The sequence below is a fragment of the Vannielia sp. ABF1_015 genome, from assembly GCF_056160745.1.
Genome location: NZ_JBSWXT010000001.1, coordinates 1,203,658 through 1,224,943, shown reverse-complemented (window position 1 = coordinate 1,224,943; position 21,286 = coordinate 1,203,658). Strand labels below are relative to the sequence as shown.

Genomic DNA, 21,286 nt, shown 5'->3' with positions numbered 1-21,286 from the left:
TCAGGCCTTGTTATCCGGCGTGTTCACCAGATGGCCCGCGCCGAAGGCACCGGGCAGCAGGGCCCCGACCGTGGTTTCCAACACCTCACCACGGGTGGTGGCCAGCGTTACCTTCACATCCATGTCTGCGAATTCGGCCAATTTCTGGCGGCAACCGCCGCAGGGGGGCACGGGGGCGGGGCTATCGGCAATCACCGCCACTTCGGCGATCTTGCTGTCGCCGCCAAGCACCATCGCCGCAATTGCGCCCGCCTCGGCGCAGGTGCCCTCCGGATAGGCCACGTTTTCGACGTTCACGCCGCAAAACACTGTGCCGCTCTCGGCCCGGATCGCCGCGCCGACCTTGAATTGCGAGTAAGGGGCGTAAGCCTTTTCGCGCGCATTTCGCGCCGCATCGACCAGATTCATCACCCTCTCCGTCTACCTTGGCGCCTGCCCACCCGGCCCACTGGCCGCTCATTGCACGCACATTGCGCTTTCAAACCGCAAAATTCGGCCCGACCCGATAGGCGCGGTCTTCTCTTATGCACCCTTGGTCCTTGGGTCGCACACGACTGCCTCGCACCGCAATACAGTAAAACACTGGCCTTCGAGGATCGGCCAACCATGGGGCGAGATGCCCGGATTGACCAAGGTGTTTTTAACCGGTTCGAGAACGTGGCGAAACAGGAAATTGCAAAATGCAAAAGTCTTGTGACATAGTGGGGCGCGGGCAGGCCACGGGCTTGAACGCGGGTTGGTTTTGTGCCATTCCGCGCTAACCAGATGGTTTAACGTTAAACCACTTTCGGGAGACCCCATGAACGACACGCCCGATAGCCCGGCAGAAAGCGCCGCGCTGCTCTACCACGCCAACCCGAAACCCGGAAAGCTGGAGGTGCGGGCGACCAAGCCGCTGGCCAACGGGCGCGACCTGTCACTCGCCTATTCCCCCGGAGTGGCAGAGGCCTGCACCGCCATCTCCGAGAACAACGCGCTGGCAACACGTTATACCGCGCGTGGCAACCTCGTAGCCGTGGTCTCCAATGGCACCGCCGTGCTGGGGCTGGGCAACATCGGCGCGCTGGCCTCCAAGCCGGTAATGGAGGGCAAGGCGGTGCTCTTCAAGAAGTTCGCGAATATCGACTGCTTCGACATTGAAGTTGACGAGAAAGACCCCGAGAAGCTGGCCGATATCGTCTGCGCGCTCGAGCCCACCTTCGGCGCCATCAACCTTGAAGACATCAAGGCCCCCGACTGCTTCATCGTCGAAAAGCTCTGCCGCGAGCGGATGAACATTCCCGTCTTCCATGACGACCAGCACGGCACCGCCATCGTCGTCGGCGCGGCGGCCACCAACGCCCTGCGGCTGGCGGGCAAGGACTGGGCCGATATCAAGGTGGTCTCCACCGGCGGCGGCGCGGCGGGCATCGCCTGCCTAAACATGCTGCTCAAACTGGGCGTAAAGCGAGAGAACGTCTGGCTCTGCGATATTGCCGGCCTTGTTTACGAGGGCCGTGAGGAGGAGATGACGCCGCAGAAGGCCGCTTTTGCGCAGGGCACCTCGCCCGCGACGCTGGGCGATGTGATCGAAGGTGCTGATCTCTTCCTCGGGCTCTCCGGCCCCGGCGTGCTGAAGCCCGAGATGGCAGCGAAGATGGCTGAGAAGCCGATCATATTCGCCCTCGCCAACCCCACGCCCGAAATCCTGCCCGATCTCGTGCGCGAGGTGGCCCCCGGCGCGATCATCGCCACCGGGCGCAGCGACTACCCCAACCAGGTCAACAACGTCCTGTGCTTTCCGTTCATTTTCCGAGGCGCGCTGGATTGCGGGGCAACCGAGATCAACGACGCCATGCAACTCGGCTGCATCGAGGGCATCGCGGCCCTGGCCCGTGCCACCACCTCCGCCGAGGCGGCGGCGGCATACAAGGGCGAGCAGCTTACCTTTGGCCCCGAGTATCTTATCCCCAAGCCGTTTGATCCGCGCTTGATGGGGGTGGTCGCCACAGCCGTGGCCAAGGCCGCCTGCGAGAGCGGCGTGGCTGCCCGCCCGATCGAGGATTTTGACGCTTACAAGGCCACGCTCGATCGTTCTGTGTTCAAGTCCGCCCTGCTCATGCGCCCTGTTTTCGAGGCCGCTGCGCAGGCCGAGCGCAAGATCGTCTTTGCCGAGGGCGAGGATGAGCGCGTGCTGCGGGCCGCCGATGCGATGCTGGAGCAAACCACCGATCTGCCCATTCTCATCGGTCGCCCCGAGGTAGTTGAGGCGCGTTGCGAGCGGGCGGGGCTGAAGATACGCCCGGGCCGAGAGTTCGAACTGGTTAACCCCGAGAACGACCCGCGCTACCGCGATTACTGGGAAACCTACCACACCCTCATGGCGCGGCGCGGCGTCACCCCCGACCTTGCCCGCTCGGTGATGCGCACCAATACCACCGCGATTGCTGGGGTGATGGTGCATCGCGGCGAGGCCGACAGCATGATTTGCGGCACCTTTGGCCAGTTTCTCTGGCATCTCAACTACGTCCGCCAGATCCTTGCCGACAAGGCGCACCACCCGGTGGCCGCGCTTTCGCTGATGATTCTGGAAGACGGGCCGCTGTTCATCGCCGATACGCAGGTGCACCAGTTTCCGAAGCCGCATGAAATCTGCGAAACGGTGATTGGCGCGGCCCGGCATGTGCGGCGCTTCGGGCTGGAGCCGAAGATAGCGCTTTGCTCGCACAGCCAGTTTGGCAACCTCGACAGCGAAGGTGGGCGCCGGATGCGCGAGGCGCTGGAGATGCTCGACGACCGCGACCTCGACTTTGCCTATGAAGGCGAGATGCATGTGGATTCTGCGCTAGACCCCGATTTGCGCGCCCGCCACCTGCCCGCCGCCCGCTTCGACGGGGCGGCCAATGTGCTGATCTTCTCTTCCGCCGATGCCGCTTCGGCGGTGCGTAACATCCTGAAGATGCGCGCTGGCGGGCTGGAGGTGGGGCCGATCCTTATGGGCATGGGCAACCGCACCCATATCGTGACGCCGTCGATCACCGCGCGCGGGCTTCTCAACATGTCGGCACTGGCCGGCACGCCGGTGGGCCACTACAGCTAGAGGCCGATAGCCCGCCGGGTCACTTCTTGCGGGTTGTCAGCACGCCCTCAAGCCCGTTCCCTTTGGGCCCGAGCTTAACGCGATTGCCGCGCAGGGTGACGAGCACGCATTCTTCACGCCCGCTGGCGCTCATTCCGCCCGGCTTGCCCTTGATGCAGAGCCGCGAGCCCTTTACCCGCCAGCGGATCGCCTCAGGCCGAGGCCGCCCGTCGCGCGTTTCTTGCCCGATACCGGTGCCATCCGGGTTGAGGCTTAAAAGGATGGTCTCCTCCCCCCGACCTTCGAAATAGAGCACCTTGCCAGACAACTGCGCGCGCAGGTCTGAGGCGCTGGCAGCGCCACTCGTGCTGAGGACCGCCACGATGAGAGCCGCAATTCCACGCATTTTCTGAACTCCTCGCCAGTCATCACCGGCTTAGCGGCCACGCCCGGCCCACGCAAGGCGGCAGCTCGGAGACGGGCGACCGGGCCTGGCACACTTGTCAAGTTCGGCTCACGCGCCGTGGCGCCATTAAAAGGCGGTCTTCCAAGGAAAATGCCGTCGCGCCACGTCAATTGGGGGGGGCAGATAAGAAACCACCCGCGCTGCAGGGGCAACGCGGGTGGTCCGGCCCAAACCTGGGGGGCAAAGGCCGGCTTTCCAGGGCGTCTGCTAAGCCCTAGAAAAACGTGGCCAGCACCGCCGCCTCCCGGCAGCTTGCGACTGGCGCGTTCAATTTCATTGTCAGTTCCGGAAACAGCTGCGCCGCCTCCTGTGATCCGGCGTCCAGCCGGAACTCGGGCGTTTCGGGGTTGAGATAGAGGCTTTCGGCCAGCAACCCATTGGCCACCAGCGAGACATGCTCGGCGCAGGCCAAGTGGTGATAGCGGATAGACGGCACCTCGCGGTCCACCCGCACCCCTTTGCCGTTCACCAGCCCCGTGGCCGCCGCAAGGCATCGCTCGGCGCCCAGCACCATCTCTGCGGGGCAACCGCGCAGCTCCACCCGATGCTGCGGGGACAGGTATGTGTCGCGGAATGGCAGCCCGTTGCCGAAGCTGTTGCGTGCGATGCGGATGGGCCTCCACTTGTCGAAAGCCGGGTGGGAGGGAATCTCGACTTTTCGGGACGAGGACCAGAGCACCTCGTGGGCCCGGCCATCCGCATCGCACACCCAGTCGCCCACGCCGATCTCTCCGACCGGGCAATAGCCGCTTGGAGTTAGAATCACCGTATCGGGGCCGAAGCAGATCGGGGTGAACACCTCGTATGGCGTGTCGTCGATATCAACGATCAGCGCGACCGCACCCAACACGTTTGGCTCACCGTCGGGATAGTGGAAGTAAGTGTTACCCCCAGCCTCAAACACGACCACGTCGCTCTTTGCGCCAAGCGGCACGATGATGAGGCCCGCATCAATGCCCGGCTGAACCGTGCCACTGCCGATATAGTTGATCGGATCGCCGTTATAGGTGGCCGTCCCATCATCGATGTCACCCAGAAAACCGTCGTCATCTTCCAGCGTCCCGGTCTGGCTTCCGCCAAACCCGTTGAGCAAAATCGTTTGCCCGCCAAACAGATCAGTTCCGGCCAGAGACCCGATGTATTCGGTCACAGTAATGTCTGCTGTTGCCATAGCTTGGCCCCCGTCTGTCTGGGTGCCCCCACCCAGAACTCGCTAAAGTTGAATCAAGGCTTACGGAAAAAATCTGGGGATGCCGAGTCCTCAACTTTGGGATGAGTAAAATTTTGCCAATTTTACCTAAGGAAGAGATCGCAAGGAGATGAGACCGGGCTTGGACAGGGAAAATCTTCGCTATGATTGTTTACTAAATTGGCTCAATGCGCACCTCAGCGACCCACTGTAGCCAGATAGACAGGGCACGAATCCGGCCCAAATCAAAACTCCCGCGGGATGTGTCAAATCATGTGTGCTTCCTGCAACCTCGGCGGAAGACTGCCACCCCTTGCAGGCATCAGGCGATTTTCTGCGCAGCGCAGGGGCGAGTGGCGGCGGGGCGCAGGCGAGGGCTGGTTTCGCGCCATGCTGGCAGAGAATCAGCGCGCTACCTGCCGAGGGCAAACTCGAACTGCCAGAAATTTGCAAACCTGCTCAAAAGCCCCAAGCAGGCAGCGAAGTTTCCGGGGTTTTGCAAATATTTGCAGCCTGGATTCGCCAAAAATGCAAACCTTATGAGCCATTCTGCCGCGCCCCACACCAGAACGCTTGCCAGAAGCGCACACGGCTCCCTAAGAGAAAGCCGGAGGAGGAGTCACATGGCATATAAAGACGTCTACGCTGCTTGGCAGGCGGACCCGGAGAAGTTCTGGATGGAGGCTGCCGAGGCCATCGACTGGGACGAGAAGCCAAGCAAGGCGCTCTTCGAGAAGGGCGAGCACATGTTCGAGTGGTTCGCCGATGCTCGCGTGAACACCTGCTGGAATGCGGTGGACCGGCACGTCGAAGCCGGGCGCGGGCCGCAATATGCCATCATCCACGACAGCCCGATCACCGGGCGCACCCACAAGATCACCTACTCCGAGCTTCGCAACCGCGTTGCCACTCTCGCCGGGGCGCTGCGGGCCAAGGGCGTCGAGAAAGGTGATGTGGTGATCATCTACATGCCGATGGTGCCCGAGGCGGTGGAGGCCATGCTTGCCTGTGCTCGCCTAGGTGCAATTCACTCCGTGGTCTTTGGCGGCTTCGCGGCCAACGAGCTTGCGGTGCGCATCGACGACGCCAAGCCCAAGGCCATCCTCGCCTCCTCCTGCGGCATCGAGCCGGGGCGGATCGTGCACTACAAGCCGCTGCTGGACGACGCGATTGAGCAATCGACCCACAAGCCCGAGTTCTGCGTGATTCACCAGCGCGAACAGGAAGTGGCCCACATGGTCGAGGGGCGCGATTTTGGCTGGCACTCGTTCCAGTACGGCGCGCCCCCTGCCGAATGCGTGCCGGTTGAGGGCAACCACCCGGCCTATATCCTCTACACCTCCGGCACGACCGGCCAACCCAAGGGCGTGGTGCGCCATACGGCCGGGCATATCGTGGCGCTGAACTGGACGATGAAGAACATCTACAACGTCGATCCGGGTGATGTGTTCTGGGCGGCCTCCGATGTGGGCTGGGTCGTGGGCCATAGCTATATCTGTTACGGGCCGCTGATTCACGGCAACACCACTGTTGTCTTTGAGGGCAAGCCGGTGGGCACGCCGGATGCCGGTACCTTCTGGCGGGTGATCGCAGAGCACGGCGTTAAGAGCTTTTTCACCGCCCCCACAGCCTTTCGCGCGGTGAAGCGCGAAGACCCCAAAGGCGAGCTGGTGGCGAAGTATGACCTCTCGTGCCTGAAGACCGTCTTTCTTGCCGGTGAGCGGGCCGACCCTGACACCATCACCTGGGCGCAGCGGATGCTGAACGTGCCCATCGTCGATCACTGGTGGCAGACGGAAACCGGCTTTCCCATCGCGGCCAATCCCATCGGGATCGAGGAGTTGCCAATCAAACTTGGCTCTCCCTCGGTGCCGCTGCCGGGCTATGATGTGCAGATCCTCGACGAGGGTGGCCACCCAATGGCGCCGGGCGAGTTGGGGGCCATTGCCATCAAGCTGCCGCTGCCGCCGGGCACCCTACCCACGCTCTGGAATGCAGAAGCGCGCTACAAGAAGGCCTATCTGGAGCACTTCCCGGGCTATTACGAAACCGGCGACGCGGGGATGATCGACGAAGACGGCTATCTCTACATCATGGCCCGCACCGACGATGTCATCAACGTCGCGGGGCATCGGCTTTCGACCGGCGCGATGGAGGAGGTGCTGGCCGCCCACCCGGATGTTGCCGAATGCGCGGTGATCGGGGTGAGCGACACGCTCAAGGGCCAGTTGCCGATGGGGTTTGTGTGCCTCAACACCGGTTGCAACAAGCCGCATGAAGAGGTGATCAAGGATTGCATCGGCCTTGTGCGGGCAAAGATCGGCCCGGTTGCCGCCTTCAAGCTCGCCTGCGTGGTGGACCGGCTGCCAAAAACCCGCTCGGGCAAGATTTTGCGGGGAACGATGGTGAGCATCGCCGATGGCAAGGACTACAAGATGCCCGCCACCATCGACGACCCCGCCATTCTTGACGAGATCAAGGAGGCGCTCTCCACGCTGGGTTACCCAGCGTAACAAGGCCAGATACGAGCCATGGGTCTGGAAAACCTGCCTTTAAAGACAAGTGGCTGCGCAGTTAGGGTTTGTTTAAAACCAGCGATCGTGCAACCTTTGCGGGAATCTCCGATCGACGGCTTTGCGCCACTTACGGCGGGGTCTCATCATGGCTGAAGACTGGCTGCCAGGCTCCGTGCCCTCGCCGGGCACAGAAAAAGCAAACAGCACCATTGAGCTGTTCTCACACGACATTCGCTCGGCTGTAGCCGATGTGCTCAGCGGATTGAGGTTGGTTGACTTTTCTCAGCTTGATCCAGCCACTGCGGCCCAGCTTCAGCGCGTATCAACTGCCGGAGAAAGCCTTGCCCGGCTGCTGGACAGCGCCCTGCGCCAGTTTGGAGAGGGCGGGCTGACGATGCCAGAGCGCGATCCGGCGCAGGAGCCGGTGCCCCTGCTGGCGGTGATGCGCAACCTTGAACGCCGCTGGGCCGGCCACGCCCGCGAGCTTTCCATGGCGCTGCGCCTCGATATCGCCGCCGACCTGCCCACAGTGCTGCACCTCGACGCCGGGGCACTCGACAGGGTGCTGGCCAACCTGCTTTCGAACGCGTTCAAATATGCCGACTGGGGCGAGGTGGTGCTTTCTGTCGACATGCGCTCCGGCGATGAACTGCGCTTCCGCGTGCGCGATCAGGGGCCCGGATTTTCTGACGCGGCGTTGGCACGGTTGTTTGAGCGCGGCGGCAGGCCCGGTGGGCAGACGAAGCCGGGCAGCGGGCTGGGGATGCACATTGCCAAGGAGATCGCCACCCGGTTGGGCGGGCAGCTTCAGGTTTCGAACTCCAGTGAAGGCGGGGCCGAAGTTTCGCTGTTGCTGCCACGTCAATCTTGGGCATGGCACCCCTCTGCCGGGGCCGACCTTGCAAGCGCCGATGCGCCACCGACGCTGCCCGATCTGTCGGGCCTCACCGCGCTGGTGGCGGAGGACAACGCCACCAACCAGCTGCTCTTCACCCAGATGCTCGACCACCTCGGCGCAGCGTGGAAGCTGGCCCCGGATGGTGCAGAAGCCTTGCGCCTGCTGTCGGGCGGCGGGTTTGACTTTGCGCTGGTGGACATCGACATGCCCAAGCTTTCGGGCACCGAGGTGATCGCTCGCACCCGCGCGCTGAAGGGCGACACCCGACTCATCCCCATGCTGGCCGTCACCGCCTATGTGCTGCAGGAACACCGCGAGAAGATCTATGATGCCGGGGCCGATGGGATCCTTGCCAAGCCGGTCGGCTCGCTGGCAGCCTTTGGCCAATCCATCGCCACGCTGATGCTGCGCACCCGTGGCACCGCGCCGCGCCAGATCGAGGCGACGCCAGAGCCACCCCGCAGCCATGAGGGCCCGCCGCCGAACTTTTGCCCTGAGAGGCTGGATCGGTTGATCGCAATTTCGGGCGATGATGGCGGGCGCGAGTTTCTCAGCCGTCTGCACGCCGACCTTTGCCGCAGCCGCATCTCGCTGGCGCAGGCGGGGGCGATCGGAAACGCCGATGAGATCCGCGCTCAGACCCATGTGATCATCTCGCTCTCCGGTGCCGTTGGCGCCCTGCCCCTGCAAGACCTCGCCAACCTCGCCAATGCCGCGGCGCATCGCGCCGAACCGTCTGAAAGCCTCGCCCGCACTCTGGTAGAGATCGACAGCCGCCTCGCCGGCCTGATAAAGAGCATCAGCGCCGAGATCTCCAGCCGCTTCGAGGGCGAACGCCCCACCGGGGAGGCCTCTGAATGACGCCAGTGCTGCTCATCGAGGACGTCGCGTCGATGCAGTTGGTGTATGAATCCGTGCTCAAGGCGGCAGGCCACAGCGTAGAAAGCGCCTCAACCGCGGCAGACGGGTTGAAGAAGTTTCGCCAGCATAGGCCGGGAGTGGTGCTGGTGGACCTCATGCTGCCCGACCGTGACGGGCTGGAGCTGATCGAGGAGTTCATCGCCGCAGACCCGTTTACCCATGTGATCGTCATCACCGCCAATGGCTCGATCAACCGCGCGGTGGAAGCGATGCGCGCAGGGGCTTGGGAGTTTTTAGTCAAGCCTTTTGATGAGGCCCGCTTGCTCGACGCGGTGTCGGGCGCAACGGCAGACCACGCCCGCGCCACCGGGCAGCGCAATGGAAACGGCCATCTGACCGACCCGGCGCCGCGACTGCCTGCCGCCGAGCAGACCGGCCTCATCGGCTCCTCCACACCGATGCGCGAGGTGATGCACAAGATCGGCTCGGTTTCGCGCTCCATGGCCACGGTGTTCATCTCGGGCGAAAGCGGCACGGGCAAGGAGCTTTGTGCCCGCGCGGTGCACGACACATCGTCCCGCGCCAACGGGCCTTTCATCGCGCTGAACTGCGGGGCCATTCCCGGCGACTTGCTGGAAAGCGAGGTGTTTGGCCACCTCAAGGGCAGCTTCACCGGCGCGCTGGCCGACAAGCCCGGCGCGGCGGCGGCGGCGGACGGGGGCACGCTGTTTCTCGATGAAATCTGCGAGATGGATCTGGGGCTGCAAACCAAGCTGCTGCGCTTTCTGCAAACCTCCACCATCCAGCCCGTCGGCTCCACCAAGCCGCGCAAGGTAAGCGTGCGCATCCTTTGCGCCACCAACCGCGACCCGCTTTCGGAAGTGCGTGCAGGGCGTTTTCGCGAGGATCTATATTATCGCCTTCATGTGGTTCCGCTCCACCTGCCGCCCCTGCGCGAGCGCGGGCGCGACGTGATCGAGATTGCCCACCACGCGCTGGCAGAATTTGCTGCCGAAGAGAACAAGCGCTTCTCCCGGATTTCGCCCGAGGTCGAAGAGCTTTTTTGCACGCTCGATTGGCCGGGCAACGTGCGGCAGTTGCTGAACGTTCTGCGCAACGTTGTGGTGCTGCATGATGCCGAAGAGGTACAGCTTTCGATGCTGCCGATGGAGCTTCACCACGAGGTGGAAGCCCGCGCAGAAGCCGCGCGCGTTGCCCACCGGGACGCCGCCGAGCGCCCTGCCCCCGGCCCGGAGCTTGACGGGCTCATCGGAAAGCCGCTGGCAGAAATCGAGCGCTTGGTGATCGAAGAGACCATCGCGCGGGAAGGCGGCTCTGTGCCTCGTGCCGCCCGTATCCTTCAGCTTTCACCCTCAACGATCTATCGCAAGCGCGAAGGCTGGCAGAAGGATTAGCCTGCCCTCCGGGTGCCCTATTGCAAGTCGCTGAAGGCCGCCTGCATCCGCTCCACTGCCTCGGCGACCCGCGCCCGAGGCGTGGCGATGTTGAAGCGCAGGAAGCTTTCGCCGCCCTTGCCGAAGGTATCGCCATGATTCACCGCGATCTTGCCGACCTTCTCCACCCGGCCCGTGAACTCTGCCTGCTCCATGCCAGTGCCGGAAAAATCGACCCAGCTAAGATAGGTCGCCTCCAGCGGCATCGAAGCAAGTCCGGGAATGGCTGAAATTCCCTCGTCGAAAACCTTTCGGTTGCCGTCCAGATAGGCACAGAGCGCGTCCACCCACTCTGCGCCCTCGGGCGAATAGGCGGCCTCGGCCATGAACAGGCCAAAGGAGTTGGGCGAGAGGCCCAACGCCGCCATGCGGGTGGCAAAGCGCGCCCGCAGGCGCTCGTCGGGGATGATCACGTTGCCGGTGTGGGCACCGGCGATGTTGAAGGTCTTGGTGGTGGAACTCATCATCACCAGCCTGTCTTCCACGCCGTCGATCAGCGCCATGGGCGTGTGGCTCTGGCCGGGCATCAGCAGGTCGTGGTGGATTTCGTCCGACACAAGCACAAGGTCATGCCGCTTGGCGAAGGCGGCCACGCCCTCCAGCTCGGCGCGGGTCCAGACCCGGCCGCCGGGGTTGTGGGGCGAGCAGAGCACCAGCATCTTCTCGCGGCCCGTCATCTGCGCATCCCAAGCGTCGAAGTCCATTTCGTAGCGCCCGTCACGCAGCGCCAGCGGGCATTCCACCACCTCGCGGCCCGCCGCTTTGATGACTCGGGCGAAGGCATGGTAGACTGGCGTCATTAGCACCACGCCATCCCCCGGCGCGGTAAAGGCATCGACGCAAAGCGCGGTGCCGTTGACCAGCCCGTGGGTGGTGTGAATCCAGCTGTCTTCTACCTTCCAGCCATGACGCTCGGCCATCCACCAGCGAATTGCCTCAAGATAGCCACTGTCTTCGCCGTAGTAGCCATAAAGCCCATGGGCGGCCATCTTCTCGACGGCGCTTTGAACGCAGGCGGGCGGGCGGAAATCCATGTCGGCCACCCACATCGGCAAGCCGGTGTCGGCGGGCACGCCATAGATCGCTTCCATCTTGTCCCATTTCGCGGAATGGGTGCCTCGGCGTTCGATGATCTCGTCGAAATTCATGGTGGCTCCTTGCTTCGTCGCGAAGCTAACGCAGCGCACGCCGGGTGCAACCCTTGTTGCGCCGCGCCCGCGCCTGTCCTAAATCCCCTCTCATGGCCCTGCGTGATATCCTCATCCACCCCGACCCCCGGCTCAAAAAGCCCGCCGACCCCGTGACCGAGTTCGACCGCGAGCTCCGGCGGCTGGCCGATGACATGTTAGAAACCATGTATGACGCTCCCGGCATCGGGCTGGCCGCACCGCAGATTGGCGAAATGCACCGGCTGCTGGTGATGGATTGCATCAAGGACGATGCCGAAGAGGCCCGCCCGATGGTGCTGATCAATCCGCAGATCGTGTGGTCATCGGAAGAGCAGAACACCTATGAAGAGGGCTGCCTCTCGATTCCCGAGCAATATGCCGATGTCACCCGCCCGGCGGAGGTGAAGGTGTGCTGGCAGGGGCTTGATGGCGGTGAGCAGGAAGAGCAGTTCAGCGGGCTCTGGGCCACCTGCGTGCAGCATGAGATCGACCATCTGAACGGCAAGCTCTTCATTGATTATCTCGGCCCGATGAAGCGGCAGATGATCACCCGCAAGATGCAGAAGCTGAAACGCGAGAAGGCCCGCGCTTGACCGTGCTGCCGATCGTCCAATGGCCGGACGACCGGCTGAAGGCCATCTGCGCACCGGTGGGCGGTGAGGATATGGCCGCGCTGGCCGCGGATATGCTGGAGACCATGTATGCCGCCCCGGGCCGTGGCCTTGCCGGGCCGCAGGTAGGCGTGCTGCGCCGGATCTTCGTGATGGATGCGGGCTGGAAGACGGGAGAGACGACGCCGCGGGTGTGCCTCGATCCGGTGATCACACCGCTGGGTGAGGAGATGGCCACGATGGAAGAGGGCTGCCTCTCCATCCCCGGACGTCCGGTGCAGGTAACACGGCCCGCGCGCATCCGGCTTGATTATCGCGATCTGGACGGTGCCGCGCAGAGCGTGGAGCTTGAGGGGGCCGAGGCGGCGATTGCGCAGCACGAGACCGACCATCTCGACGGCAGGCTCATCATCGACGGGCTCGAAGAAGAGGCGCGGGCATGAGCGCCCGCCCTTTCATCCCCTGGCCCGACAAGCGCCTGCAAACCGCTGCCGCCCCGGTGGGCGAGATCACCGACGAAATCCGCGCGATCTGGGATGACATGGTGGACACGATGGAGGCCATGCCGGGCTATGGCCTCGCCGCACCGCAAATCGGCGTGATGCTGCGACTCGCAGTGGTGGATTGCTCCAAGGAGCGCGGGCAGGCGGTGCGGCTGGCCGACCCCGAGATCACCATGCTGGGCGAAGAGCTGTTCGACTGGGAAGAGGCGAGCCCGAATGTGCCGGGCATTTCGGCCAAGCTGTCGCGCCCGTCGCGGGTGGCGGTGGCCTATACCGACGAGAGCGGCGCGCGGGTGGAGAAGAAGTTTGAAGGCCTCTGGGCGACGAGCGTGCAGCATCAGATCGACCATCTGGGGGGCCGGATGTTCTTTGACCGGCTGAGCCGGACCAAGCGGCAGATGTTGCTGAAGAAGGCGGCCAAGCGGGGCTGAGGCCCGCACGAGGGAGGCAGCGATGCGGATCATCTTCATGGGAACGCCCGATTTTTCGGTGCCCGCGCTGGACGCGCTCCATGCCGCGGGCCACGAGATTGCCTGCGTCTACACCCAGCCGCCCCGCCCCGCCGGGCGCGGCAAGAAAGACAGGCCCTCACCCGTGCAAGCCCGCGCGGAGGCGCTCGGGCTCGAGGTGCGCCACCCTGCCCGGCTGAAGGGCGCGGAGGAACAGGAGGCCTTTGCAGCGCTCGGGGCCGATCTGGCCGTGGTGGTGGCCTACGGGTTGATCCTGCCTCAGCCGGTGCTGGATGCGCCGCGATTTGGCTGCATGAACATCCACGCCTCGCTGCTGCCGCGCTGGCGTGGAGCCGCGCCGATCCACCGGGCGGTGATGGCGGGGGATGCGGAAACGGGCGTGTGCATCATGCAGATGGAGGCAGGGCTGGATACCGGGCCGGTGCTGCTGCGCGAGAGCACGGCGATTGAGGCGGAGGAGACGACGGGCGATTTGCACGACAGGCTTAGCGAAATCGGCGCACGGCTGATCGTGAGCGCTGCCGAACGCGCGGGCGCGCTGGAGCCGATGCCGCAGCCCGAGCTGGGCGTGAGCTATGCCGAGAAGATCGACAAGGCGGAGGCAGCGGTGGGCTGGACCCGCTCGGCCAAAGAGGTCGACTGCCACATTCGCGGCCTCTCCCCCTTCCCCGGCGCCTGGACGGACGTGGACGGCGAGCGGGTAAAACTGCTGCGCTCGCGGCTGGCCGAGGGCAGCGGTGCGCCGGGCGAGGTACTGAGCGGCTTCACGGTGGCGTGCGGCAGCGGCGCGGTCGAGGTGCTTCAGGCGCAACGACAGGGCAAAAGGCCAATGGAGGCCGCCGAACTCTTGCGCGGGCTGACGCTTCCGGGCAGGCTCGGGGCCTGATGTATATCGTTCTGCTTCTCATTGCCGGGGCTGCCGCCGGATTTGCCATCAACCGCGCCACAGAGCGCCGCTTCGATGACGAGGTGGCCGCTGTGATGGGCGCGGGCGTTGTGCTGCTGTGTTACCTCGGCCTGCTGCTGCTGCCGCTGCTCTTCTTCGTGCTGAAATACCTGCTGATCCTTGCGGTCATCGCCGGCGCCGCCGCCGCGCTCTACTTCGTGGTGAAGAAACGCTAGACGAAAGTCTGCGAAGAGCGGTCACGCCGCAGGTGCAGTACCGCGATGAGCTGCGCTGCGCAACGGGGCTTTTCCCCGCCGCCCGGCCCGCCTACCATGGCGCGACATTCCAGCACCCACGGATTTGACCCGATGCGCATTGCCCTTCGCTGCCTGCTCCTCAGCCTTGCCCTCCTCCTCACCCTCCCCGCCCCCATGGCCCGCGCACAGGAGGCCGGCGAGAGCCAGCCGACGGGCACCATCGGTGTGGAGGAAAGCCGTGAGCAGGATGCGGCCATCGCCCAGCGCATCCGCGCCATCCTGAGCGAGCTGGAGGGCTACGAGGATGTGACCGTGGCGGTGAAATCCGGCATCGTCACCCTGCGCGGCACCACGCTGGACGCCGCCAAGGCCCGTGCGCTGAACGATCTCGTAGCCCGGGTCGACGGCGTGGTTGCCATCGAGAATGAAGTGGTGGAAAGCACCGACGTCGTGGAGCGGCTGAACCCAGCGATGGAGCGCTTTCAGGAGCGCATCGGCCAGATGATCGCTTGGGCCCCGCTGCTGATCATTGCCTTCGGAGCCTTCCTCATCGTCGCCTTCATCGGGGTTCTGCTGGCCCGCATGAAGCAGCCGTGGGACCGGCTCGCGCCCAATGCCTTCATCGCCGACATCTACCGGATGCTGCTGCGGCTGGCCTTCGTGGTCGCTGGCATCGTGGTGGCGCTGGATATCCTCAACGCCACCGCTCTGCTGGGCACCATCCTCGGTGCCGCCGGTATCATCGGTCTGGCCATCGGTTTTGCAGTGAAGGACACGGTGGAGAACTTCATTGCCTCGATCATGCTCTCGATCCGTCAGCCGTTCCGGCCCAATGACGCCATCGAGATCAATGGCGACGAGGGCAAGGTGATCCGCCTGACCAGCCGTGCCACGATCATCCTCAGCTGGGACGGCAACCACATCCGCATCCCCAACTCCACGGTGTTCAAGAGCCGGATCGTCAATTTCAGCCGCAACCGCGAACGCCGGGTGCTCTTCGAGATCGGTTTTGAGGGCGATATGGACATGGAGGCGGTGCGCCTCATCGCCGAACAGACGGTGCAGGCCCTGCCCTTCATCCTCGAAACCCCGGCCGCCAAGACATGGATCGACCGTATTTCGGATGCGGGCATCATCCTGACCTGCACCGGCTGGATCGACCAGACGGAAACCTCGCTGCTGCTGGCCAAGGGCGAGGCGCTGCGGCAGGTCAAGGGCGCGCTGGAGGCCCATGGGCTGACCGTGCCAGACACCACCTACCGCCTGCGCCTCGATCCGCCGATTGGCGCCCTGCCCGCCGCCGCACCGGGCGAAGCAGAGCGTGCGCCCGTGACCACCCCGCAGGAGCCCACGGCACCCGCGCCCGCCCCGGTGACCGAGTTCGCCGAAGTCGCCGCGACGGAGGAAAAGGAACTGGAAGCGATGGTGGAGGCGGAGCGCGCCGAGGAAGGACACGAGGACGACCTGCTCGATCACAGCACGAAGGTGGAATAAGCCGCATTTTCCCACGCCTGGGGGCTTGCGCAGCGGCGCGAGACTCAGTAGGAACCCCCTCGCTGTTGGGGTGTAGCCAAGCGGTAAGGCAGCGGTTTTTGGTACCGTGTACCGTAGGTTCGAATCCTACCACCCCAGCCAGCAGCCCCCTTGCATAGCATTGGACTACGGTGCCCAAGGCAGCGCCCCTCTTTCAGAGACGTTTATAGCAATCGTATGGCGTGAGCATGACTGCGCCGCGCAGTTGCTTATGGGCGGTACGACAGATGCCAGCCCGGGCATCTTGTTTGCGTCCACCTGAGCCAACGCCCCTCATGGGTTTGGCTGGCGATGGCGACCCTTCATCGCCTCCGCTTGGTAGCTGTGCCGTTTCCGCTCCTGCATGGCACGTGCGCCGGTTCTTGCTGTCGCAGACCACTTCCAGCGAGTGCCTCAGGTGCGCCTTGCCCACTGCCCAGTCCTGCTGTGCTCGGTGGCGCACCGGTTTTTCGGCGGCCACCGAGCACGTTCCATCAGGCCGGGGTGGCTGCCAGGGCGGCTTTCGCTCTCAGGTCCGTTTTGCGGAACATGACGAAGTAAAACACCGGGGCCGCGATCAGGGTGAGGACCGAGGCGAAGGCGAGGCCGCCCATGATGGTTGCCGCCATAGATTGGAAGAAAGCGTCGGTCAGGAGTGGCAACATGCCAAGGATCGTCGTTGCCGCCGCAAGGAAGACAGGCCTCAGTCGCGAGGTGGATGCGGAGACGATGGCGTCCTTCAGCGGCATGGCTGGGTTGGCCTCACGGGTCAGGTCGATTTCTTCGACCAGCACGATACCATTCTTGATCAGCATGCCGGAGAGCGAGAGGAGCCCAAGCAAGGCGGTGAACGTGAAGGGCAGGCCCGAGCCCAGAAGCGCGAGGCTCACACCATTGACCCCCATCGGCACCAACAGCCAGATGATGAGCGGCTGACGTAGCGCGTTGAACAAGAGCACAGAGATCAGGATCATGATAATGGCGCTCAGGGGCAATTGGCTGCCGAGCGAAGCCTGTGCATCGGAGGAACTCTCCAGCTCCCCGCCCCACTCCATGCGGTAACCTTCGGGCAGGGTCATGGCCTCAACCGCATCCTGCACCTCTGCCTGCACCTGTGCTGCGGTCATCCCACGCGGTATGTCTGCACCCATGGTGATCACCTGCATCCGATCACGGCGATGCAGCAGCGTATCCTGCGGCTCAAAGCGGAAGCCGTCGATCACCTGCTCCAGCGATACAAGCGTGTTGCCGCTTTCGGAGTAGATCGTGTGATCGGTCAGGGCGAGGTCGGCATCGCGCGGCGACCGGATGACGATGGGGATCTGGCGGTCACCTTCACGGAAGGTGCCCGCGTCGATTCCTTCGGTTGCGAATTGGAGCGTCTCAGTGATCTGGCTGCGAGAAATGCCAGCGTCCTGAGCGCGATCCTCGGCATAGATCGGACGCAGCACCAGTTCGCGTTCGCGCCAGTCCTGGCGCAGAGCAACGACGTTGTCGGAGGCGGCCTTCATCCGCGCCATCGCCTCATCCGCAAGGTCGCGCAGAACATTGGGATCACGGCCGGAGAAGCGCACCTCGATGGGCGCACCGCCGCCGGGGCCAAAGGCCAGCCGCTTCACCCGGAACTCGCCTTGCGGAAGCGCTTCAGTGGCAAAAGCTTCGAGCTCGTCCATCTCGCCTTCAATCACGTCAAGCGAAGAAACACGCACGATGAGGTGGCCGTAGCTCGGGTTCGGATCCTCCGACTGATAGGTCAGCATGAAACGCGAAGCCCCCTGACCGGTGAACGATGTCACCGCCCGCACGTCATCGCGCTCGGCCAGCCAGTCTTCCATCACGGAGAGATCGGCAGAGGTCTGGTGGATCGACGCGCCCTGCGGCAGCTTGTAATCGACAAAGTAGAGCGGCGTGTTGCTGTCGGGGAAGAACTGCTGTTTGACTTGGCCGAAGAGCATATAGCACACGGCCGTCCCCCCGATCAGCGCGGCGATCACCAGCCAGCGCAGCTTGAGCGAGGCGCGTAGAACCGCCGCATAGCCACGAAACAGAGCACCATCGTAGCCATCGCCACCACCCGCAGCGCCGCGCTTGAAAAAGTAGTGCCCCAGAAGCGGCGTCGCGCTGATGGCGAGCACCCACGAGAGCAGCAGCGAAATTGCAATCACGGCAAAGAGGGAGAACAGGAACTCGCCTGTAGCATCCGGCGAAAGCCCGATCCCGGCGAAGGCCATGATGCCAATCACGGTTGCGCCAAGCAGGGGGATTTGCGTTTTGCTGGCTGCCTCTGTCGCGGCCTCACGCGAGCTTTTGCCTTGCCGCATGGCAATCTGCATTCCCTCCGCCACAACAATGGCGTTGTCCACCAGCATCCCCATCGCAATGATCAGCGCACCGAGAGAGATCCGCTCCATCTCGATGGAAGCGAGGTTCATGAAGAACAGCGTGCCCACCACGGTCAGCAACAGGGTAGAGCCCACGACAACCGCCGCGCGCCAGCCCATGAAGAGGGCCAGCACCACGACCACGATACCAACCGACATCGCGAGGTTTACGAGGAAGGCGTTGGAGGCCTCCTCAACCACCGTGTGTTGACGGTAAACCGATTGCACCTCGATCCCGAGCGGCAGCGTTTCGCGCAGTTCGGCGAGCCGCGCATCCACGCGCTTGCCGACCTCGACGATGTTTTCGGTGGCGATGCCGGCCACCCCCAGCGTGAAGGCATCCGTGCTGTTGTGGCGCACGATGAGCTCGGGGTTGGCTTCGGGGCCGCGATAGATATGCGCGAAGTCGGTGAGGTTAACGATCTGTCCGCTAACACCGAGGGAAAGCGCCGCAATCTCGGATACGCTGTCAGAGCCCTCGGGCCGCTGAACCAGCATGCGCCCGTCCGTGCTTTGCAGGGTGCCGCCATCGACGATCTCGTTGGCGCTGTTGACGGCCCCGAGGATCGCGGTGGGCGGAATACCCATTGTGGCGGTCAGCGCAGGGTCCGGCTCAATGTAGATCACCTCGTTGGGCACGCCCGAAAGGGCCACGTCCGACACGCCGTCCACCGTCAGCAGTTCGCGCCGCAGATAGGTGGAAAGCCGGTTGATCTCGGCGTCCGAATAGCCGGGCGCGGTGACCGCATAGTAAAGCCCGTAAACGTCGCCGAAACTGTCGTTGACGAAGGGCGCGGTGGCCCCCGAGGGGAGCGCCGCCTCCCCCACCCTGTTCCTGAGCTTGGTCCAGATCTGCGGCAGTTCCGAGCCGTCGTAATTGTCTTTCATGTTCACCGTGATCCAAGACAGACCCGGCTGGTTCATCGACTCGATATCCTTGACCTCGCTCATCTTCTGGATTTGCGATTCAAGCGGCTCGGTGACCTCAAGCGCCACCTCTTCAGCCGAGGCACCCGGATACTGTGTAACGACCACGGCGGTCTTAATTGTGAAGGCCGGATCTTCCAGACGGCCAAGCGATGCAAAGCCCCAGATGCCACCCAGCAGACAGATCAGCATGACGATCCAAGTATAGACCGGCCGATCTATGGAGGCGCGCGCGATATCCATGGGCTCAGTCTCCGAAACCGGTGAACCGACGCACTTGCGTGCCGTCGGCAAGCTGGTCCCCACCGATGGCAACAACCTCCTGCCCGGGCTCCAGCCCGGAGGTAACGGCAACGGTGCCACGGTCGGTTGGTGTTACCTCCACGGGAGTGGCGGTGACAGTGCCCGTCTCGGCACCTGCGGGTTCGAAAACCATGACGCTGGTGCTGCGATCATTCTCTATCACGATCGCCGAGGCGGGCAGTTCGATGCGGCTGGCGCCGGTGTTCAGAACCGCGTTGACCTTGGCCGAGGAGCCGGGGAGCACGGTGATGTCCTCAGGCGCGGCCATGCCGAGGGTCAGGCGATAGGTCTGGCCAACCTCCGCCGTCTCGGCGTTGAACTCGCGAATCTCCAGCGGGAACGTGCGCTCACTTGCTGGAAATTGTGCAGTGAGCGTGAGGTCTGGATCCTGTCCGGCGCGTTGAAAAAGCGTCTCCGGCACGTCGATCTCGATCCTGAGATCCGACATGTCGTGCAGCCGCACCACCGGCGTGCCGGCATTGACGGTGGAAAAGTTCGGCACCAGCCGTGCGGCCACGATGGCGTCGAAAGGCGCTTGCAAGGTGGCATTGCGCAACGAGCGTTCGGCATCCTGTTGCGCGATGTTGGCAAGGTCCACCTGCGTCTGCGCGTCTTCCAGATTGGTTTCCGTAACCGCCGAGCCAACGAGCTTCTGATACCGCTCCAAGGTGCGGGTGACCTGGGCAGCGCGAGCTTCGGCCTCGTCGAGCGCCAGTTGGAAGGGTTCCAGATCCATACGTGCAACCAGCCCGCCCTCCGGCACCGATGCGCCTTCTTCAACCGGAAACTCCACAACCTGACCGCCGACCTGAAAGGCCAGATCGACAGTTTCACGGGCCACGACCTTGCCGAAGAAGGCACGGCGCAGTTCACCCGCCCCGGCGCTCACCTCGGTGAGCTTGACGACAGGCGTTTCGGCGCGGGCCGGCGCGATGAAGGCCCCAAGGGCAACGGTGGTCGCAAGGGCAGCGAGCCCCAAATGGGTCAAAGCGTGCCGCCCGGCGACACGGGGCAAAGAGATCATCGGGAGGTTCCTTATTCAGTTGCCATTCGGCTGGCCGGTCGCTGCGAGGCAGAGTCGGCGCAGCGTGGCGAGTTGGGTTAAAAGATGGTCGCGGTCGCGCGCGTTGAGGCCTGCCGCCTTGGACGCGCGTTGCAAAAGTTCCGACAGCGCGACCACGTCGAGCCCACTGTCGTTCAGCGTAGCAGCATATGGCGCGAGGATTTCTGCAAACACGTCGCGAAATTGTTGGTGGGCGGCTTCCATGCCTTCTTTGCTGCTGTCATGGACGCCATCAACGAAGTCTTCGGCATTGGGCATCGCTGTAACCATGTCGTAGCCTGCGACCACGGTTTGTTCGAAAACAAGGTCAAGCTGGTCACCCAGCGTGGACCGTGTTCGTCGGCCAGCTTCGATTCCGGCAAGAGCACGTTCGGTGAAGCTTCGGATCAGCGCGCGGAGGATGTCGCCCTTGTTCCGGAAGTGGTTGTAAAAAGTCTGGCGCGATACACCGGCCTCCTCGCAGAGGTCGCTCATACTGCTTCGATTCACGCCATAGCGCGAGAACACCCGCAACGCGGCGTCGAGCAATGCTTGTTCAGCTTCGTTCATTCGGCACACCTAAACTATACCGTTCAGTACGTGGACAACTGAACTACGATTGTCAAGCTGCTATCGAAGAGATCGTAAAGGAATGGTGTGGATACAAAAATTCTGCCTTCCGAGTGCGCGATCCGCTAATTGGAGCGGCATGGCGGCTCTCACCTGCCCCAATTCGAGGGAAAATATCCGCGCCACTGCCGGGCCAACGGCCAGACGGATAGA

General features: G+C 63.7%; 17 protein-coding genes and 1 tRNA gene. 11 read left to right on the top strand and 7 right to left on the bottom strand.

Features of this window, described 5'->3' with window-relative positions:
• A complete protein-coding gene (locus ACXAG6_RS06280) occupies nt 1-408 on the bottom strand; it encodes a cytidine deaminase (RefSeq protein WP_475336123.1) in 408 nt (135 codons plus the stop codon).
• Between the two features lie 391 nt (nt 409-799).
• On the opposite strand from ACXAG6_RS06280, the gene ACXAG6_RS06275 reads away from it, so the two are divergent.
• Nucleotides 800-3,079: an NADP-dependent malic enzyme gene (locus ACXAG6_RS06275; RefSeq protein WP_475336121.1), complete on the top strand. Its 2,280-nt coding sequence runs from the start codon at nt 800-802 to the stop codon at nt 3,077-3,079.
• Nucleotides 3,080-3,098: 19 nt separating this feature from the next.
• Here the strand turns inward: ACXAG6_RS06275 and ACXAG6_RS06270 are convergent, their stop codons facing one another.
• Both ACXAG6_RS06270 and ACXAG6_RS06265 read right to left on the bottom strand, forming a co-directional pair.
• Entirely contained in the window at nt 3,099-3,464 is a 366-nt protein-coding gene (locus ACXAG6_RS06270) for a hypothetical protein (protein WP_475336120.1), read from the bottom strand.
• A 274-nt stretch (nt 3,465-3,738) separates the two neighbouring features.
• Nucleotides 3,739-4,695, bottom strand: coding sequence for a Hint domain-containing protein (locus ACXAG6_RS06265; protein ID WP_475336118.1), 957 nt, complete (start codon nt 4,693-4,695; stop codon nt 3,739-3,741).
• Nucleotides 4,696-5,336: 641 nt separating this feature from the next.
• On the opposite strand from ACXAG6_RS06265, the gene prpE reads away from it, so the two are divergent.
• The 3 genes from prpE to ACXAG6_RS06250 all read left to right on the top strand — a co-directional run bounded on the left by prpE (nt 5,337) and on the right by ACXAG6_RS06250 (nt 10,403).
• Nucleotides 5,337-7,226 carry a propionate-CoA ligase PrpE gene (gene prpE, locus ACXAG6_RS06260; protein ID WP_475336115.1) on the top strand — a complete coding sequence of 630 codons (1,890 nt, stop codon included), beginning with the start codon at nt 5,337-5,339 and terminating at the stop codon, nt 7,224-7,226.
• Between the two features lie 148 nt (nt 7,227-7,374).
• Nucleotides 7,375-8,988: an ATP-binding response regulator gene (locus ACXAG6_RS06255; RefSeq protein ID WP_475336113.1), complete on the top strand. Its 1,614-nt coding sequence runs from the start codon at nt 7,375-7,377 to the stop codon at nt 8,986-8,988.
• Entirely contained in the window at nt 8,985-10,403 is a 1,419-nt protein-coding gene (locus ACXAG6_RS06250) for a sigma-54-dependent transcriptional regulator (protein ID WP_475336111.1), read from the top strand. The genes ACXAG6_RS06255 and ACXAG6_RS06250 overlap by 4 nt, the downstream gene beginning before the upstream one ends.
• A gap of 17 nt (nt 10,404-10,420) precedes the next feature.
• Here ACXAG6_RS06250 and ACXAG6_RS06245 read toward each other — a convergent pair whose 3' ends face one another.
• Nucleotides 10,421-11,590, bottom strand: coding sequence for a MalY/PatB family protein (locus tag ACXAG6_RS06245; RefSeq protein WP_475336108.1), 1,170 nt, complete (start codon nt 11,588-11,590; stop codon nt 10,421-10,423).
• A gap of 92 nt (nt 11,591-11,682) precedes the next feature.
• Between ACXAG6_RS06245 and def (ACXAG6_RS06240) the strand changes: the two genes are divergently transcribed.
• From def (ACXAG6_RS06240) to ACXAG6_RS06210, 7 genes are all read left to right on the top strand, one after another.
• Complete coding sequence (def, locus tag ACXAG6_RS06240) at nt 11,683-12,204, top strand: peptide deformylase (RefSeq protein ID WP_475336106.1); 522 nt, start codon at nt 11,683-11,685, stop codon at nt 12,202-12,204.
• 2 nt (nt 12,205-12,206) lie between these two features.
• Nucleotides 12,207-12,665 carry a peptide deformylase gene (def, locus tag ACXAG6_RS06235; protein ID WP_475337931.1) on the top strand — a complete coding sequence of 153 codons (459 nt, stop codon included), beginning with the start codon at nt 12,207-12,209 and terminating at the stop codon, nt 12,663-12,665.
• Nucleotides 12,662-13,156, top strand: coding sequence for a peptide deformylase (gene def / locus ACXAG6_RS06230; RefSeq protein WP_475336105.1), 495 nt, complete (start codon nt 12,662-12,664; stop codon nt 13,154-13,156). Before def (ACXAG6_RS06235) ends, def (ACXAG6_RS06230) begins: the two co-directional genes overlap by 4 nt.
• A 22-nt stretch (nt 13,157-13,178) precedes the next feature.
• Complete coding sequence (gene fmt, locus ACXAG6_RS06225; RefSeq protein ID WP_475336102.1) at nt 13,179-14,081, top strand: methionyl-tRNA formyltransferase; 903 nt, start codon at nt 13,179-13,181, stop codon at nt 14,079-14,081.
• A complete protein-coding gene (locus ACXAG6_RS06220; RefSeq protein WP_475336100.1) occupies nt 14,081-14,317 on the top strand; it encodes a hypothetical protein in 237 nt (78 codons plus the stop codon). The genes fmt and ACXAG6_RS06220 overlap by 1 nt, the downstream gene beginning before the upstream one ends.
• A 132-nt stretch (nt 14,318-14,449) precedes the next feature.
• The gene (locus ACXAG6_RS06215; protein ID WP_475336098.1) at nt 14,450-15,832 is read left to right on the top strand and encodes a mechanosensitive ion channel domain-containing protein; all 1,383 of its coding nucleotides are present in this window, start codon (nt 14,450-14,452) and stop codon (nt 15,830-15,832) included.
• A 66-nt stretch (nt 15,833-15,898) separates the two neighbouring features.
• Nucleotides 15,899-15,973: transfer RNA gene (locus ACXAG6_RS06210), tRNA-Gln, on the top strand.
• Between the two features lie 371 nt (nt 15,974-16,344).
• Here ACXAG6_RS06210 and ACXAG6_RS06205 read toward each other — a convergent pair.
• The 3 genes from ACXAG6_RS06205 to ACXAG6_RS06195 are packed head-to-tail and all read right to left on the bottom strand — an operon-like array spanning nt 16,345 to nt 21,073.
• Entirely contained in the window at nt 16,345-19,401 is a 3,057-nt protein-coding gene (locus tag ACXAG6_RS06205) for an efflux RND transporter permease subunit (RefSeq protein ID WP_475336095.1), read from the bottom strand.
• Between the two features lie 4 nt (nt 19,402-19,405).
• Nucleotides 19,406-20,485, bottom strand: coding sequence for an efflux RND transporter periplasmic adaptor subunit (locus tag ACXAG6_RS06200; RefSeq protein ID WP_475336093.1), 1,080 nt, complete (start codon nt 20,483-20,485; stop codon nt 19,406-19,408).
• Between the two features lie 15 nt (nt 20,486-20,500).
• On the bottom strand, nt 20,501-21,073 hold the full coding sequence (locus ACXAG6_RS06195; RefSeq protein ID WP_475336090.1) for a TetR/AcrR family transcriptional regulator: 573 nt from the start codon (nt 21,071-21,073) through the stop codon (nt 20,501-20,503).
• Nucleotides 21,074-21,286 lie beyond the last annotated feature (213 nt).

Bases quoted from the DNA above. Each gene is read 5' to 3' on its own strand.
- ACXAG6_RS06220 (WP_475336100.1), top strand. From the start codon at position 14,081: ATGTATATCGTTCTGCTTCTCATTGCCGGGGCTGCCGCCGGATTTGCC.
- ACXAG6_RS06255 (WP_475336113.1), top strand. From the start codon at position 7,375: ATGGCTGAAGACTGGCTGCCAGGCTCCGTGCCCTCGCCGGGCACAGAA.
- ACXAG6_RS06205 (WP_475336095.1), bottom strand. From the start codon at position 19,401: ATGGATATCGCGCGCGCCTCCATAGATCGGCCGGTCTATACTTGGATC.
- ACXAG6_RS06265 (WP_475336118.1), bottom strand. From the start codon at position 4,695: ATGGCAACAGCAGACATTACTGTGACCGAATACATCGGGTCTCTGGCC.
- ACXAG6_RS06195 (WP_475336090.1), bottom strand. From the start codon at position 21,073: ATGAACGAAGCTGAACAAGCATTGCTCGACGCCGCGTTGCGGGTGTTC.
- ACXAG6_RS06200 (WP_475336093.1), bottom strand. From the start codon at position 20,485: ATGATCTCTTTGCCCCGTGTCGCCGGGCGGCACGCTTTGACCCATTTG.
- ACXAG6_RS06270 (WP_475336120.1), bottom strand. From the start codon at position 3,464: ATGCGTGGAATTGCGGCTCTCATCGTGGCGGTCCTCAGCACGAGTGGC.
- ACXAG6_RS06280 (WP_475336123.1), bottom strand. From the start codon at position 408: ATGAATCTGGTCGATGCGGCGCGAAATGCGCGCGAAAAGGCTTACGCC.
- ACXAG6_RS06245 (WP_475336108.1), bottom strand. From the start codon at position 11,590: ATGAATTTCGACGAGATCATCGAACGCCGAGGCACCCATTCCGCGAAA.
- ACXAG6_RS06250 (WP_475336111.1), top strand. From the start codon at position 8,985: ATGACGCCAGTGCTGCTCATCGAGGACGTCGCGTCGATGCAGTTGGTG.
- fmt (WP_475336102.1), top strand. From the start codon at position 13,179: ATGCGGATCATCTTCATGGGAACGCCCGATTTTTCGGTGCCCGCGCTG.
- prpE (WP_475336115.1), top strand. From the start codon at position 5,337: ATGGCATATAAAGACGTCTACGCTGCTTGGCAGGCGGACCCGGAGAAG.
- def (WP_475336106.1), top strand. From the start codon at position 11,683: ATGGCCCTGCGTGATATCCTCATCCACCCCGACCCCCGGCTCAAAAAG.
- ACXAG6_RS06215 (WP_475336098.1), top strand. From the start codon at position 14,450: ATGCGCATTGCCCTTCGCTGCCTGCTCCTCAGCCTTGCCCTCCTCCTC.
- def (WP_475336105.1), top strand. From the start codon at position 12,662: ATGAGCGCCCGCCCTTTCATCCCCTGGCCCGACAAGCGCCTGCAAACC.
- ACXAG6_RS06275 (WP_475336121.1), top strand. From the start codon at position 800: ATGAACGACACGCCCGATAGCCCGGCAGAAAGCGCCGCGCTGCTCTAC.